Source organism: Kytococcus sedentarius DSM 20547, from assembly GCF_000023925.1.
Classification (GTDB): domain Bacteria; phylum Actinomycetota; class Actinomycetes; order Actinomycetales; family Dermatophilaceae; genus Kytococcus; species Kytococcus sedentarius.
Window position 1 is genome coordinate 1,004,798 of the sequence record NC_013169.1, and the last position, 15,428, is coordinate 1,020,225.

The window sequence follows — 15,428 nt, forward strand, 5'->3', positions numbered from 1 at the left end:
GACGACCGTGCACCGAGGGGGGTGGGGGAGATGGCGGCACAAACCGAGGATCCGGCGCGCGCGGATGACGCAGTGCTTCGTGGGCCGCAGCCTGCGCCGGGTGTCGCGACCGCCACTGATGCGCCGGACGTCATCCGGAGGGCCGCCCAGCTGACCGCCGACCTCGAGGCGGTGCGGGATGACCTGTGGAGCCTTTCGTCGGACGAGCTCGGGCCTGCCCTGGCCGTGGTCGGGGAGCTCGTGCGGGCGGCGGAGGCCGCGATGACCGGGGTGACCGCGGAGGCGGTGGAACGGGGCGTCGTCCACGAGTCCCGGGCGGCGTGCGCGACGGCGTGGGTCCGTGAGCAGGGCGGGGTGGTGGCTCCCGGCCGGGCGCACCGGGTGGCCACGGTCGCGCAGGCCACCCTGGAGCCGGGGACTCAGCCCGTCCGCGAGGCCATCTGGGGCGGCGGCATCTGCCTGGACCTCGCCGCGATGGCGCTGCGTGAGTCGGCCAAGACGATGCCCGTGCTTCCGGGGGCCGACCGTTCCGAGGTGCTGGGGTACTTCCTCCAGCACGCCTCGGGCCCGGGAGCCAGGCCCCGGGAGCTGGTCGCCCTGCAGCGGGAGATCGTGGCCCGTTTCGGTGAGGACACGCTGGACGACCTGGACGACCGCGCCAAGGAGGCCAGCGGGCTGACCGAGCGGAACCTGCCGACCGGGCTGGTGCGCTTCGTCGTCGACCTGAACCAGCCGGACGCCGCTCGCCTGCGGGGAGCCGTCGACGGTCTGTCGGCGCCGCAGCCGGAGGGTGACCACGGCCGCACCGTCCCCGACCCGCGGTCCCCGGCCCGGCGCCGCGCAGATGCCCTGATGGAGCTCATCGAGCGCGCCCAGGCCGACGATGAGGGCCGGAACGCCTCCGGGTGCGGTCTGGCGGGCTCCTCGACGTTGATCGTGACCCTCTCGGCCGAGACCCTGAGGCAGCGGCTGTCCTGCGCGGACCCCGCGGGGCGCCGGCGGGGCTGGGGGCGGGGGATCAGTGAGCTCGTCGATGGCGGGCCGGACACCTGCGGTTCCAGCACCTTCGGGGACGTGTTCACCGCGGCGGAGCTCCGCCAGATCGCCTGTGACGCCGACATCGCGCCGATGCTGCTGGGCACGGACTCGGCCCCGCTGGACGTCGGCCGGACGTCGCGGGCCGCCACCCCGTCGCAGCGGGCGCTGCTCGCCGTGCGCGACGGTGGGTGCACGTTCCCCGGCTGTGATCGTCCCCCGAGCTGGTGCCACGCACACCACGTGGTGCACTGGGCCGACGGTGGCCCCACGGACGTCGACAACCTGGCCCTGCTGTGCGTGCGGCACCACCGGGTGGTCCACCGCGACTGCCTGACGGCGCGGCTGGTGGGTGGCCGGTGGGTGTGGGACCTGGGCGACGGCCCTGTGGGGGAGACCTCGCCGTGGGCGCCGCCTGAGGACGACCCGCCCGATGAGTCACCGCCGGGGGAGGCCCCGCCCTGGGGTCTGCCGGGCGACGACCCGCCCGATGCCCCGCCCCTAGACTGGACGTCCTCATGACTTACCCCACGACTGCCCTGCCCACCGACGGTCGCCGCCTGCGGGTGGTGGCCGCCATGAGCGGCGGAGTGGACTCCGCCGTGGCCGCGGCGCGCATGATCGATGCGGGGCACGAGGTCACCGGCGTCCACCTGGCGCTGAGCCAGTCGGCCGAGACCCTGCGGGAGAGCGCTCGGGGCTGCTGCACGCTGGAGGATGCGGGGGACGCTCGCCGGGTCGCCGACGCCCTGGGCATCCCGTTCTACGTGTGGGACATGGCAGAGCGTTTCCGGCGCGACGTCATCGAGGACTTCGTGGCCGAGTACGAGGCCGGCCGCACCCCGAACCCGTGCCTGCGGTGCAACGAGTCCATCAAGTTCGCTGCCCTGTTGGACAAGGCCGTGGCCCTGGGTTTCGACGCGGTGGCCACGGGGCACTACGCGCAGGTCGTGGAGGTGCCGGACCCGGCGGCCGAGGGAGGCGTGCGCCGCGAGCTGCACCGGGCGGTGGACGCCGCGAAGGACCAGAGCTACGTGCTCGGCGTGCTGGACGCCGATCAGCTCGCCCGGGCCCACTTCCCGCTCGGTGACACCACCAAGCCGCAGATCCGCGAGGAGGCAGCCCGCCGCGGCTTCTCGGTGGCACGCAAGCCGGACTCCCACGACATCTGCTTCATCGCCGACGGCGACACCCGGGCCTACCTGGCCGAGCGGCTGGGGGAGCAGCCCGGGAACATCGTCGACCCCGCGGGCCGGGTGCTCGGGACCCACGGGGGAGCCCACGGCTACACGGTGGGGCAGCGCAAGGGGTTGGGCCTGCGGGTGCCGGCGAGTGACGGGGCGCCGCGCTACGTGCTGCGCACCGACCCGGCCACCAACCAGGTGGTCGTGGGCCCGAAGGAGATGCTGGGAGTCGACGTGATCCGCGCCGACCACGTCCGCTGGTGCGGGCCGGCGCCGGAGGGCGAGACCCGACTGGGTGCCCAGATCCGAGCCCACGGCGCGGAGTACCCGGCACGCGTGGTGGTCAGTGGCGCGGACGCCTCTGGGTCGCTCTTGAGCGGGCCCGGGCGCAGCGAGCCCGGGGACGGTGAGATCGCCGCCACCGCGGGGCACCAGGGGGTGACCGTGTTCCTTGATGAGCTGGTCCGCGGGGTGGCCCCGGGCCAGTCCGTGGTGCTCTACGACGGGACGCGGGTGGTCGGGTCGGCCACGATCACCGCGACCGACCGGAGCCGGCTGCCTGAGCTCGCGCACCCGGGCGTCTGACGCGGCGCACCGCCCCACGCCTCCCGAGCCCACGCCTCCCGAGCCCACGGCTTCCGAGCCCCCGCTCCCGCGCAACTCGCTCCCACGGGAACACGACCCCCGGCCCGCGTCGTTGACCCCATCGAACGCCCGCACCACGTGGGCACACGCGACATGGGGTTTGTCAGGGCATGGGCCCTGCCTGCCACCGGAAGAGGAGCACCCGTGAGCGAGAACACCTACCGCACTCAGAACCCCGCCAGCGGAGAGGTGATGGAGGAGTTCGCCCAGCACACCGCGCAGGAGGTCGAGCAGGCCATCACCCGCGCCGACGAGGCCGCTGGTGCTTGGGCCGCGCAGTCCGTTGAGGACCGTGCCGCAGCGCTGCAGAAGGTCGCCGACCTGTACGGCGAGCGCGAGGACGAGCTGGCACGGGCCATCGCCTTGGAGATGGGCAAGCCGCTGAAGCAGGCCGTCGGCGAGGTGCAGCTCGCGGCCTCGATCTACTCCTGGTACGCGCAGAACGGGCCGGCCCTCATCGCTGACCGTGAGCTCGACCAGGCCGAGGGCGCCAAGCGCTCCGTGGTGCGCACCGAGCCGGTGGGCACCCTGCTCGGGATCATGCCGTGGAACTACCCCTACTACCAGGTGGCCCGCTTCGCCGCGCCGAACATCCTGCTGGGCAACACCATCCTGCTCAAGCACGCCCAGATCTGCGCCGGCTCCGCCCGCCTGATGGAGCAGGTCTTCACCGATGCGGGCCTCCCCGCCGGGGTCTACACCGACCTGCGCATCTCCAACGAGCAGGCCGCCGAGGTGATCGCCGACCCCCGCGTCCGTGGCGTCTCCCTCACCGGCAGCGAGCGCGCCGGGTCGGCCGTCGCCGAGCAGGCCGGCAAGCACCTCAAGAAGGTCGTCCTGGAGCTCGGCGGATCGGACCCGATGATCGTGCTCGAGGACGCCGAGATGGAGCGGGTCGCGAAGATCGCCGCCAAGGCCCGCATGAGCAACGCGGGCCAGGCCTGCAACTCGCCCAAGCGCATCCTCGTGCCGAACGCACACCTGGACGACTTCGTCGCCACCCTGACCGCCGGCGTCGAGAAGCAGACCGTCGGCGACCCGCTGGAGGAGGGCACCGACATCGGCCCCATGTCCTCCGAGCAGGCCCGCACCGGCCTGCTGGAGCAGATCAACGACGCCGTCGAGAAGGGCGCCACCGTCCACACCGGCGGACAGGCGATCGAGGGCGACGGTGCCTTCGTGCAGCCCACCGTGCTCACCGGCATCACTCCGGAGATGCGCGCCTGGAGCGAGGAGCTCTTCGGCCCGGTCGCAATGGTCTACGGCTACGACTCCGTGGACGAGGCCGTCGAGTTCGCGAACTCCTCGTCCTACGGGCTCTCCGGCTCGGTGTGGGCGACCGACGAGGAGCAGGCCGCCGAGGTCGCCGACCGCCTCGAAGTCGGCATGGCCTACGTCAACGAGCACGGCACCACCATGCCGGCGCTGCCCTTCGGTGGTGTGAAGAACTCGGGCTTCGGCCGGGAGCTCGCCTCCTTCGGTGTGGAGGAGTTCGCGAACCACAAGCTGGTCCGCGTCGCCTCCCGCTGAGTCGTACGCGGTGAGGCGCCCGATGTGGGTGTCCCGCCGCGACGGTCAGCCAGCGTCGTGCACCCGCGTGCCGCTGCGCAGTCAGCGCCCCGTGACCCGTCCTGGGTCACGGGGCGCTCCCGTGGTTGTCGGTGCCCTGCGGCAGGATGTGTCCGTGAGTCCGCAGAGCACCGAGCCCAGCCCCTCGCCGGAGAACACCCCCGACGTGCCCGCCGCCCCCGACAGCCCGGACGCGGCACAGAACACCCCTGACGTGCCCGATGAGGGCGTCCGTCACCAGTGGGACGACCTCGCCCGCCGGGTGCGGGAGCACCGCTTCGCCTACTACCTGGGCCGCCCGACGATCAGCGACGCCGACTTCGACGCCCTGTTCCGCGAGCTCGAGCAGCTCGAGTCCGAGCACCCCGGCCTGCGCACCCCGGAGAGCCCCACCCAGGAGGTCGGGGCGCCGGTCTTCGAGACGGGCTTCGATGCGGTGGACCACGCCGAGCGAATGCTCAGCCTCGACAACGTCTTCTCCTCCGAGGAGCTGGCCGCCTGGTTCCAGCGCGCCCGGGACGCCGCCGGCACCACGGATCTGCACTACCTGTGTGAGCTGAAGATCGACGGCCTGGCCGTCAACCTCACCTACGAGGACGGCGTGCTGGTGCGGGCCGCGACACGCGGTGACGGCCGCACCGGCGAGGACATCACGCTGAACGTGCGCACCATCCAGGGCGTCCCCCATCGGCTGGAGCGTCCCGCGGACCTGGCGGACGACGCCACCGCCACGGTCGACGTCCCGCCGCTGGTGGAGGTGCGCGGGGAGGTCTTCCTGCCCCTGGAGAAGTTCGCCGAGCTGAACGCCCGCCAGGTGGAGGCCGGCAAGGCGGCCTTCGCCAACCCGCGCAACGCGGCCGCGGGGTCGTTGCGGCAGAAGGACCCACGGGTCACCGCATCGCGTCCGCTGCGGATGATCGTCCACGGCATCGGGGCCCGCGAGGGCTTCGACATCGCCCGCCAGAGCGAGGCCTACGAGGTGCTCGCCGGGTGGGGGTTGCCGGTCACCTCCCACGCCAAGGTGCTGGACACCCTCGAGGAGATCGAGCAGTACGTGGCGTACTGGGGCGGCCACCGGGAGGGTGCCGAGCACGAGCTGGACGGCATCGTCATCAAGATCGATGAGGTGACGGTCCAGCGCCAGCTCGGCTCCACCTCGCGCGCACCGCGGTGGGCGATCGCCTGGAAGTACCCGCCCCAGGAGGTCACCACGAAGCTGCTGGACATCGCGGTCAACGTGGGGCGCACCGGTCGTGTCACGCCCTTCGGCGTCATGGAGCCGGTGACGGTCGCGGGGTCCACCGTCTCGATGGCCACCCTCCACAACGCTCACGAGGTGCAGCGCAAGGGCGTACTGATCGGCGACACGGTCGTGCTCCGCAAGGCCGGCGACGTCATCCCCGAGATCCTCGGGCCGGTGGCCGACCTGCGCGACGGCAGCGAGACCGCGTTCGTCATGCCCACCCACTGCCCCTCCTGCGGGACCGAGCTCGCCCCGGCGAAGGAGGGCGACAAGGACATCCGCTGCCCCAACAGCCGGTCGTGCCCCTCGCAGCTGCGCGAGCGGCTCTTCGGGCTGGCCGGGCGCGGGGCCTTCGACATCGAGTCCCTCGGGTGGGAGGGCGCCGGCGCGCTGCTCGATGCGGGCGTGCTCACCGACGAGGCGGGCGTCTTCGACCTCACCGCCGAGGACCTGTTGCGGACCAGCCTGTACACGCGGGCGGCCAAGAAGGCAGAGGCCGCGGCCGCCGAGGAGGGCGACCCCGAGGGCGTCCTCCCACCCGGGGGAGTGGTCGACGGCCGGGTGCTGTCGGCGGTCGGTGTGCGCCTGCTCGACAACCTGCAGCAGGTCAAGGAGCAGCCCTTGTGGCGGGTGCTGGTTGCCCTGTCGATCCGGCACGTCGGCCCCACCGCAGCGCGGGCCCTGGCGGGGCACTTCGCCACCATGGAGGCCATCCGCGCCGCCTCCACCGAGGAGTTGGCGGCCGTGGAGGGCGTCGGCCCTACCATCGCCGAGGCCGTGACCGAGTGGTTCGGCGGTGAGGGCAACGGCTGGCACCGGCAGATCGTGGACACCTGGGCGGCGGCGGGCGTCCGCATGGCCGACGAGCGCGACGAGTCCATCGAACGCACCCTCGAGGGGCTCACGGTCGTCGTGACCGGGTCGCTCGAGGGGTGGTCGCGAGACGAGTCCAAGGAGGCCATCCTGACCCGGGGCGGCAAGGCCAGCGGGTCGGTGTCGAAGAAGACCGACTACGTGGTCGTCGGCGCCAACGCCGGGTCGAAGGCCACGAAGGCCGAGGAGCTCGGGCTGCCCATCCTCAGCGAGGAGCAGTTCGGCGAGCTGCTGGCCACCGGGCGCGTCGAGGGTGTGACGCCCGAGGACGACGCGGGGACTGACGCGGAAGAGCCCGCCGAGAAGGCCTGACCCGTGGAGCGTCACCTCTGGATCCTGGCCCTCCTCGCTGGCGGGTGGGCGACCGCTGTCTACGCCCTGGACGGTGCGGTCCTGCCAGCCCTCGGCCTGGGACTGCTGACGCTGGTGGCCACGGTCCTCAGCTCCCCGTGGTGGCGAGGGCGGTCCGAGCGGCATGCCGCCCTGGTCGCCCTGCCCGACCACGAGCGCCCGGTGGTCGTCTACTGGCGGCCGGGCTGTATGTACTGCGCACGTCTGCGGCGTGGTCTCGGCCGGGTCGGCCGCCGCGCACGGTGGGTGAACATCTGGCAGGACGCCGAGGCCCGGGCCTTCGTGCGCTCGGTGAACGACGGCAACGAGACCGTGCCAACGGTGGTGATTGACGGCCGGGCCCACACCAACCCCGACCCGGCACTGGTGAGGCAGCGACTCGAGGCCGTCTGAGGCCTCAGCGTGTGGCAGAGCCGGGGGTCACCGCCCGTCGTCGGCCTCGGCGTATCGACTGATGCTGTTGCCGTCACCGATCTGGTGACCCGGCGGTCGCCATGAGGGCGACGTGCACCAAGGGCGTCCAGCCGGTCCACAACATCGTCGAATCCATGCCCGTACGCTGTCACGCCGTGGTCCCCGTCGATGGGGGTGGGGCCCTCCCACTGCGAGCCGAGGAGAGTGCATGAGCCCCGAGTCCCTTCCTGGCACCCACGGTGAGCACACCTCCGGCGGACGTCCCCCTGGCCCCCGCATCCTGGTGGCCGGCCCCTCCGGTTCCGGCAAGACCACCCTGGCCGCTCGCATCGCCGAGCGTCTCGACATCCCGCACACGGAGATCGACGCCCTGCACCACGGCCCGAACTGGACCCCGCGGCCGGAGTTCGTGGCGGACGTCCACGCCTTCACCGCCGAGGACAGGTGGGTGACCGAGTGGCAGTACAACCAGGTGCGCCAGCACTTGCTGGACCGCGCCACGCTGCTGGTGCACCTCGACCTGCCACGCGCCACGGTCATGCAGCAGGTGGTCCGTCGCACCCTGCGGCGCCGGTTGCGGCGCGAGCAGCTCTGGAACGGCAACGTCGAACCGCCGCTGCACACGATCTTCACCGACCCCGAGCACATCGTCCGCTGGTCGTGGGCCGGCATCGAGAAGTACCGCCGCAAGGTGGCGCAGGTGAGGGCCGACCACCCGGAGCTGCCGGTGGTGACCCTGCACAGCCACCGGGAGGCGGACGAATGGCTCGCTGGCCTTTCGTAGACTGCGCCCATGTCCGCTCTCTCCCGTGATGACGTCGCGCACGTCGCGAACCTCGCACGCATCCACCTCGAGCCCGACGAGCTCGACCGCCTGGCCGGTCAGCTCGACCAGATCGTCGAGTGGGTCGCCCAGATCAGCGACGGTGCGTCCGACGACGTGCCCGCCATGTCCCACCCGATCCCGATGACCAACGTGATGCGGCCCGATGAGGTGCGCCCCGGCCTGACGCAGGACCAGGCCCTCTCCGGTGCCCCCCTGGCCGTGGAGGGTCGCTTCGGCGTCCCCCGCATCTTGGACGAGGAGTGAGCACCCCCATGAGCGAGACGAACCCCACCGGGCTGGAGGGGCTGGACCCGCTGGTCACCCTCACCGCCCTGCAGATGGCCGAGAAGCTGCGCGACGGCGAGATCACCTCCGAGCAGCTCACCCGCGCGCACCTCGACCGCATCGAGCAGGTCAACGGCGTCCTCAACGCCTTCCTGGTCGTTGACGCCGAGGGAGCCCTGGCCACGGCCCGCGAGGTCGATGCCGCCCGCGCCGCCGGCGAGGAGCTCCACCCCCTGGCCGGCGTGCCGATCGCGGTGAAGGACATCGCCTGCACGCAGGGCCTGCCCACCACCGCCGGCTCCCGGATGTTGGAGGGCTGGGTGCCGCCCTACGACGCCACGATCGTGCAGCGCCTCAAGGCCGCCCGCATGCCGATCCTCGGCAAGACCAACATGGACGAGTTCGCGATGGGCTCCTCCACCGAGCACTCGGCCTTCGGCCCCACCCGCAACCCGTGGGACGTCACCCGCATCCCCGGTGGCTCCGGCGGTGGCTCCGCCGCCGCCGTGGCCGCGCACCTGGCCCCGCTGGCGATCGGCTCCGACACCGGCGGCTCCATCCGCCAGCCGGCCGCGGTCACCGGATCGGTGGGCTCCAAGCCCACCTACGGCGGGGTCTCGCGCCACGGCATCATCGCCCTGGCCTCCTCGCTGGACCAGATCGGCCCGTGCTCGCGCACCGTTGCCGACTCCGCGGCCCTCCACGAGGTCATCGGTGGCCACGACCCGGCCGACTCCACCAGCATCGACGCCCCGGCCCCCGCCGCGACCGCCGCTGCACGCTCCGGCCAAGAGGACAGCGCCGGCACCCTGGCCGGCCTGCGCGTCGGCGTGGTGAAGGAGCTCACGGACGTCGACGGCTACCAGGCCGGCGTGAAGGAGCTCTTCGACCAGCGCATCGCCCAGCTCCGCGAGGCCGGTGCCGAGGTCGTCGAGGTGTCCTGCCCGTCGTTCGCCCTGGGCATGGCCGCCTACTACCTGATCCTCCCCAGCGAGGCCTCCTCCAACCTGGCCCGATACGACGCCATGCGCTACGGCCTGCGCGTCGGGCCCGATGGGGTGGACGCCCCCTCCGCGGAGCAGGTCATGGCCGCCTCGCGCGACGCCGGCTTCGGCGAGGAGGTCAAGCGCCGCATCATCCTGGGCACCTACGCCCTGTCCAGCGGCTACTACGACGCCTACTATGGCAAGGCCCAGAAGGTGCGCACCCTCATCCAGCGCGACTTCGAGGCCGCGTTCGAGCAGTGCGACGTCCTGCTCTCCCCGACGGCGCCCACCACGGCCTTCCCGCTGGGTGACAAGCTCGACGACCCGCTGGCCATGTACCTGAACGACATCGCCACCATCCCGGTGAACCTCGCGGGCAACTGCGCGCTGGGGTTGCCGATGGGGCTCGCGGCCGAGGACGGCCTGCCGGCCGGCCTGCAGGTCATCGCCCCGGCCGGTGCCGACGAGCGCATGTACACCGTCGGGGCCGCCATCGAGGCCCTCATCGAGGCCACCGACGCCGCGGCCGGCACCGACCCCGTGCGGATGCGGGTCCCCGCCGTCCCCGCTGAGCTCCCCGCATCCGCCACGACCACCCAGGAGGCCTGAGCATGGCGACGAAGACGAGCGACAAGGTCGTCCCCTTCGAGAAGGCCCTGGAGTCCTTCGACCCGGTGATCGGGCTCGAGGTCCACGTGGAGCTCAGCACGAACACCAAGATGTTCTGCCCCTGCCCCACGGAGTTCGGCGCCGAGCCCAACACCCAGGTGTGTCCGGTGTGCCTCGGGCTGCCCGGTGCCCTGCCGGTGGTGAACGCCAAGGCGGTCGAGGCCGCGATGCGCATCGGCCTGGCCCTGAACTGCGAGATCGCGGAGTACTCGCGCTTCGCCCGGAAGAACTACTTCTACCCGGACATGCCCAAGAACTTCCAGACCTCGCAGTACGACGAGCCGATCGCCCACGACGGGTACCTGGACGTCACGCTGGACGACGGCGAGGTCTTCCGGGTGGAGATCGAGCGCGCCCACATGGAGGAGGACACCGGCAAGTCCACCCACGTGGGTGGCGCGACCGGCCGCATCCAGGGCGCCACGCACTCGCTGGTGGACTTCAACCGCGCCGGCATCCCCCTCATCGAGATCGTCACCCGGCCGGTCCTCGGCGCAGGAGACCGTGTGGGCGAGGTGGCCCGCGCCTACGTCTCCACGCTGCGCGACCTGCTCAAGGCGCTCGACGTCTCCCACGTGCGCATGGAGCAGGGCAACGTCCGCTGCGACGCGAACGTCTCGTTGCGCCCGCGCGCCGGGTCCGAGCGCGTGCTGGGGCAGGACAACCCGGAGCAGTCCGAGGTGCCGCTGGGCACCCGCACCGAGACCAAGAACGTGAACTCGCTCCGCAGCATCGAGCGGGCCGTGCGCTACGAGGTCACCCGCCACGCCGCGGTGCTGGGCGGTGGTGGGTCGATCCTGCAGGAGACCCGTCACTGGCACGAGGACACCGGCATCACCACCTCGGGTCGCCCGAAGTCCGATGCGGACGACTACCGCTACTTCCCGGAGCCGGACCTGGTGCCCGTGGCCCCGGCCCGCGAGGACGTGGAGCGCCTGCGCGGCACCCTGCCGGAGATGCCGTCGGTGCGCCGTGCCCGCCTGCAGGGGGAGTGGGGCTTCACCGACCTCGAGATGCGTGACGTCCTGAACGCCGGGGCGGTGGACCTCATCGAGGCCACGATCGCCGCCGGCGCGACCCCGGCCGGCGCCCGCAAGTGGTGGTCCGGTGAGGTGGCCCGCCGCGCCAACGACGCCGGGCAGTCGGTGGAGGAGTACGCCGCCGAGGTCTCCCTGACCCCGGCCGCGGTGGCCGAGCTCGACGGCATGGTCGCCGCCGGGCGGCTCAACGACTCGATGGCGCGCCAGGTGCTCGACGGCGTGCTCGCGGGCGAGGGTTCCCCCACCGAGGTCGCCGACGCCCGCGGGCTGGCGATGGTCTCCGACGACGGGGCACTGCAGGCCGCCGTCGACGAGGTGATTGCGGCGAACCCCGACATCGTGGAGAAGATCCGTGGTGGCAAGGAGCAGGCGGCCGGCGCCCTCATCGGGCAGGTCATGAAGGCGATGAAGGGCCAGGCCGATGCGGCGCGCGTGCGCGAGCTGATCCTCGCCTCCGTCGCCGGCTGAGTCGCGTCGCGCCCGCCGGGCCCGCCCCCGGGCCGCGTCGGGCCACCCCCGTGAGCGCACGGTGAGCCAGTTCCCGCTGGCTGGCCGTGCGCTCACGCCGTGTTCACGGGCTGTTCACGCACTGCTCACGAAGGTCGCGCAGAGTGCCGGGGGCGTTCCTGGAACGCTCCCGGCTCGTTACCCTTGCGAGCACGACCAGCGACCACACCCTCGGGGGAGTCACCATGGAGAACAAGACGGCAACCTTTGCGGGCCTCGGGCTCGTCGGCGCCGGCGGTGTCGTGCTGGCCGGTGCCCTGGCGGGCTGGTTCGGGGACGACGAGCTCCCGGCGGAGGAGCACTCCCCGGTGATCGCGGCCTCGACCTCCGGCCCGGAGAGCCCCTCCCCGGGCTCCGGTGCGGATGAGTCCTCGTCCACCAGCGACGCGTCGTCCAGTGCTGCGCCCTCGTCGCCGTCGGCGTCCTCGGAGCCGGAGTCGAAGTCCTCGACGTCGAGGTCCTCGGCGTCGGAGCCCGCGCAGGAGTCGAGCACGAGCGAGTCCTCCGCGGACCCCACCAGCACCCGGTCGACCCCGTCCTCCGCGCCCAGCCCCACGGCCGCGCCTGCCCCGGGGGACACGGCCACGCCGGACCCCCGGCCGTCCGCACCGAAGGAGTCGAGCCCGAGCGCCCCGGCCCCGAACAGCTCCGAGCCGGCCCCGGAGCCCTCGAGCACGAGCGCCCCGGCCCCGAGTAGCCCCGCCCCCAGCAAGCCGGCGCCCAGCTCCTCGGCACCCGGCAACCCCGCGCAGCCCGGTGACCCGGTGGCGGCCCCGGCGCATCTGTCCATCCCCGGCATCGACTTCGACGAGAACGTCTCCGAGGTGGGCCTCACCAGCAAGGGCACGCTGAACCCGCCGCCGGGCATCACCGGGTGGTACGGCGACACCGTGAAGCCGGGGGAGAACGGCATCAGCGTCATCGTCGGCCACGTCACCTACGGGCCGCCGGACGTCTTCTACCACCTGCCCGAGGTGAAGGTGGGTGAGACCTTCACCACCACGGATGCCGACGGTCGCACCCGCGAGTGGAAGGTCGACCTCGTCGAGCACATCGACAAGGTGCAGCTCTCCCAGGACCAGCGCATCTGGGGGTCCTCGGACACGCCCAAGCTCGCGCTGGTGACCTGTGACCCGGACACCCCGCGCACCGACGGCCGCTCGGCCGTGAACGTGTTCGTCCTGGCCTCCCCGGCCTGATGGGGGAGCCCAGCTCGAGGGGGGAGCTCCCCACCCGCGCCCTGGCCGTCGTGCGCCACGGCGAGGCGGAGTCCATCGCACCCGGGGGCCCCGACGCCCAGCGCGCCCTGACCGAGCGTGGCCGGCAGGAGGCCCGCGCGGCCGGGCGCCGGCTGCGAGAGCTGTGGGGTGGCGTCGACCTCGTGCTGCACTCCCCGGCGGTGCGGACCACGCAGACCTGGCAGGCGATGGCGGCCGAGCTGTCCGCCCCCGCCCCGGAGCGGGTCTGGCCGGCGCCCGGCATCTACGAGGCCGGGGTGCCGGACCTGCTGGCTGCCCTGGCGGACGTGCCCGAGGAGTCGCGGCGGGTGCTGCTGGTCGGTCACGCCCCGGGCGTCCCCGCCCTGGTGGGACACCTCACCGGCGAGTACCCGCAGGGGTGGCCCACCGGCACCCTCGGGGTCATGGAGCTCCCGCAGGACCTGGGCTGGGCGGACCTCCACGAGGGCTGCGGCACCCGCATCGGATGACCCACCCACGCTCCACCGGTGGGCCCCGCCTCGGATAGCGTGGCGCCGTGCCGAACACCGCAGCGAAGACCGACGTGAACCACCTCCCGACCGCCGCCGAGCGCGTGACGGTCACCGTGCCGGACCCCACCTGGGTGGAGGCCCTCGCCGGCCCCACCGGTGAGCTCTCCGGGTCGGGCCGCACAGTGCGCCTCGAGCACTGGGACCTGTCCGCCCCGCGCGAGGACGACCCGGCCGCCCCGCTGGTGGCCGCCGTGCCGCCGCAGTTCGCCATGACGCCCGATGCGGTGACCGAGCTGACCGCCCAGCCCCACCTGCGCTGGGCGTGGGCCCTGAGCGCGGGCTACGACCACCTCGACAAGCGCCTCCCGGCGCCGGTGGGCATCTGCAACGCCAAGGGCGTCCACGAGGAGAGCACCGCCGACCACGCGCTGGCGCTCACCCTCATCGCCCTGCGCTCGCTGGAGACCCTCCGCGACGCACAGGTGGCCGGCCGCTGGGAAAACCGCACCGGTCCCCAGTGGCGGGCGAAGCAGCGTTCCCTGCACGAGTCGCGCGTCCTGGTGGTGGGCTACGGCGCCATCGGGCAGGCCATTGCCCGGCGGGTCGCCGCCTTCGGCGCTCGCGTGACCGCGGTGGCCACCTCGGCCCGTCCGGGGGACGAGCACGTCGAGGCGGTGCGCCCCATCGACGAGCTGCACGAGCTGTTGCCCGAGCACGACGTGGTCATCCTCATCACCCCGCTGACGGCCGACACCAAGGGGCTGATGTCGCAGCACGAGTTCTCCCTGATGCCGGCCGGCGCGGTGCTGGTGAACGTGGCCCGCGGCCCGGTCGTGGACACCGACGCCCTGGTGGCCGCCGCGGCCTCGGGGCACATCCGTGCGGCGGTGGACGTGACCGCCCCGGAACCGCTGCCCGAGGGGCACCCGCTCTTCTCCACGCCGGGCATCTACCTGACGCCGCATCTGGCCAGCGCGACGGCGGGGATGGACGACCGGCAGCTGGCCCTCATCGGGGCCCAGCTGCAGCGCCTGGCCGATGGGGAGGCGCTCGAGAACGTGGTCCGCGCCCCGAAGCCGGAGCCGGCGACCGAGCCCGAGCAGCCGTCGCAGCAGGAGGACATCCCGTGAGCACCCCCGAGCCCGACACCACCGCGTGGTGGGGCCCGTTCGACGCCGACCGCTCGGTGATCGCCGACCGGGAGGTAGCCGTGGTGGGATTCGACGCCACCGCCGAGCTACACGCCCAGAACCTGCGCGACTCCGGGGTGGACGTGCGGGTGGGCGCCGCGCCGGGCAGTGACGAGTTCGCCGCGGCCGAGGCCGAGGGCTTCTTCACCCTGCCGGTGGCCGACGCGGTGACCGACAGCGAGGTCGTCGTGCTCGGCACGGAGCACCTCACCGAGGTCTCCACCGCCCTGACCGACGACCACGTGGTGGTCCTGAGCTCGGCGGCCGCGGGGCGGGCCCTGCGGTCCTCGGTGGTGCGCCACCGGGGCGTGATCCTGCTGGTGGAGGTGCTGGGGGAGCCGGCAGCCACCCGGCAGGCGTACGTCGACGGCCGCGGCGCCCCGGCAGTGGTGGCCGTCGTGGCGCGGGGGAGTGCCGCCGGGCACGACCTCGCGGGCACGCTGACCGCGACGCGCACCCCATCGGCCCCGGACGCCCGCGGTGACTTTCAGCAGCGGCTGGCGGTGGCCTACGCGGACGTGCTGGGGGCCACGCGGGCCGCCGCCATCGGGGTGGACGCCCTGGACTGGGCTGCAGCCGCGGACTTCGCTGACACCCGGGTCACGCCCCTGCTCGAGGCGGTCCTGGCCGCCGGTCGCGACGGGTTGGTGGCCCAGGGCTTCGATCCCGTGGTGGCAGACCTCGCCGTCCTGCACCGGCTGCAGGGGGAGCTCGACCGCATCGGCCTGGAGGGGGCGCGCCCGTCGGTGGCCGACCCCCATCGAGAGGCACTGGCGGGGCTCACCGGCCCGGCCCCGCGCTCGCGGGCCCGGCGCACGGCGCCGCTCCAGGACGACGAGCAGACCGCCGCCCGACACGCACGCCTCGGCCAAGCCTTCGGTGGCTCCCGGTAGCCTCAGC

Annotated in this window: 14 protein-coding genes; 13 read left to right on the plus strand and 1 reads right to left on the minus strand. The window is 73.1% G+C overall.

The window, feature by feature from the left end:
- The first annotated feature begins 72 nt into the window (after positions 1-72).
- The 9 genes from KSED_RS13510 to gatB all read left to right on the plus strand — a co-directional run bounded on the left by KSED_RS13510 (position 73) and on the right by gatB (position 11,588).
- Positions 73-1,557, plus strand: a complete 1,485-nt coding sequence (locus tag KSED_RS13510; RefSeq protein ID WP_015778966.1) for an HNH endonuclease signature motif containing protein — start codon at positions 73-75, stop codon at positions 1,555-1,557.
- Positions 1,558-1,595: 38 nt separating this feature from the next.
- A complete protein-coding gene (gene mnmA, locus KSED_RS04765) occupies positions 1,596-2,804 on the plus strand; it encodes a tRNA 2-thiouridine(34) synthase MnmA (RefSeq protein WP_041291264.1) in 1,209 nt (402 codons plus the stop codon).
- 204 nt (positions 2,805-3,008) lie between these two features.
- Positions 3,009-4,394 (plus strand): NAD-dependent succinate-semialdehyde dehydrogenase, encoded by a 1,386-nt coding sequence (locus KSED_RS04770; protein WP_015778968.1) that lies wholly within the window; start codon positions 3,009-3,011, stop codon positions 4,392-4,394.
- 154 nt (positions 4,395-4,548) lie between these two features.
- Positions 4,549-6,861 (plus strand): NAD-dependent DNA ligase LigA, encoded by a 2,313-nt coding sequence (gene ligA / locus KSED_RS04775; RefSeq protein WP_015778969.1) that lies wholly within the window; start codon positions 4,549-4,551, stop codon positions 6,859-6,861.
- A 3-nt stretch (positions 6,862-6,864) separates the two neighbouring features.
- Positions 6,865-7,293: a glutaredoxin domain-containing protein gene (locus tag KSED_RS15635; protein ID WP_015778970.1), complete on the plus strand. Its 429-nt coding sequence runs from the start codon at positions 6,865-6,867 to the stop codon at positions 7,291-7,293.
- A gap of 229 nt (positions 7,294-7,522) precedes the next feature.
- The gene (locus tag KSED_RS04785) at positions 7,523-8,098 is read left to right on the plus strand and encodes an AAA family ATPase (protein ID WP_015778971.1); all 576 of its coding nucleotides are present in this window, start codon (positions 7,523-7,525) and stop codon (positions 8,096-8,098) included.
- 9 nt (positions 8,099-8,107) lie between these two features.
- Complete coding sequence (gene gatC, locus KSED_RS04790; RefSeq protein WP_015778972.1) at positions 8,108-8,404, plus strand: Asp-tRNA(Asn)/Glu-tRNA(Gln) amidotransferase subunit GatC; 297 nt, start codon at positions 8,108-8,110, stop codon at positions 8,402-8,404.
- An 8-nt stretch (positions 8,405-8,412) separates the two neighbouring features.
- Positions 8,413-10,020, plus strand: a complete 1,608-nt coding sequence (gene gatA / locus KSED_RS04795; RefSeq protein ID WP_015778973.1) for an Asp-tRNA(Asn)/Glu-tRNA(Gln) amidotransferase subunit GatA — start codon at positions 8,413-8,415, stop codon at positions 10,018-10,020.
- Positions 10,021-10,022: 2 nt separating this feature from the next.
- Positions 10,023-11,588, plus strand: coding sequence for an Asp-tRNA(Asn)/Glu-tRNA(Gln) amidotransferase subunit GatB (gene gatB, locus KSED_RS04800; protein ID WP_015778974.1), 1,566 nt, complete (start codon positions 10,023-10,025; stop codon positions 11,586-11,588).
- A gap of 103 nt (positions 11,589-11,691) precedes the next feature.
- Here gatB and KSED_RS14535 read toward each other — a convergent pair whose 3' ends face one another.
- On the minus strand, positions 11,692-12,417 hold the full coding sequence (locus KSED_RS14535; protein ID WP_143827347.1) for a hypothetical protein: 726 nt from the start codon (positions 12,415-12,417) through the stop codon (positions 11,692-11,694).
- Here KSED_RS14535 and KSED_RS14540 point away from each other — a divergent pair.
- The 4 genes from KSED_RS14540 to KSED_RS04820 are packed head-to-tail and all read left to right on the plus strand — an operon-like array spanning position 12,392 to position 15,421.
- Entirely contained in the window at positions 12,392-12,826 is a 435-nt protein-coding gene (locus tag KSED_RS14540; RefSeq protein ID WP_015778976.1) for a class F sortase, read from the plus strand. The genes KSED_RS14535 and KSED_RS14540 overlap by 26 nt on opposite strands.
- Entirely contained in the window at positions 12,826-13,335 is a 510-nt protein-coding gene (locus KSED_RS04810) for a SixA phosphatase family protein (protein WP_015778977.1), read from the plus strand. Before KSED_RS14540 ends, KSED_RS04810 begins: the two co-directional genes overlap by 1 nt.
- Positions 13,336-13,382: 47 nt before the next feature.
- Positions 13,383-14,468, plus strand: a complete 1,086-nt coding sequence (locus tag KSED_RS04815; protein WP_015778978.1) for a 2-hydroxyacid dehydrogenase — start codon at positions 13,383-13,385, stop codon at positions 14,466-14,468.
- Positions 14,465-15,421 carry a ketol-acid reductoisomerase gene (locus KSED_RS04820; RefSeq protein ID WP_015778979.1) on the plus strand — a complete coding sequence of 319 codons (957 nt, stop codon included), beginning with the start codon at positions 14,465-14,467 and terminating at the stop codon, positions 15,419-15,421. Before KSED_RS04815 ends, KSED_RS04820 begins: the two co-directional genes overlap by 4 nt.
- The last annotated feature ends 7 nt before the right edge of the window (positions 15,422-15,428 follow it).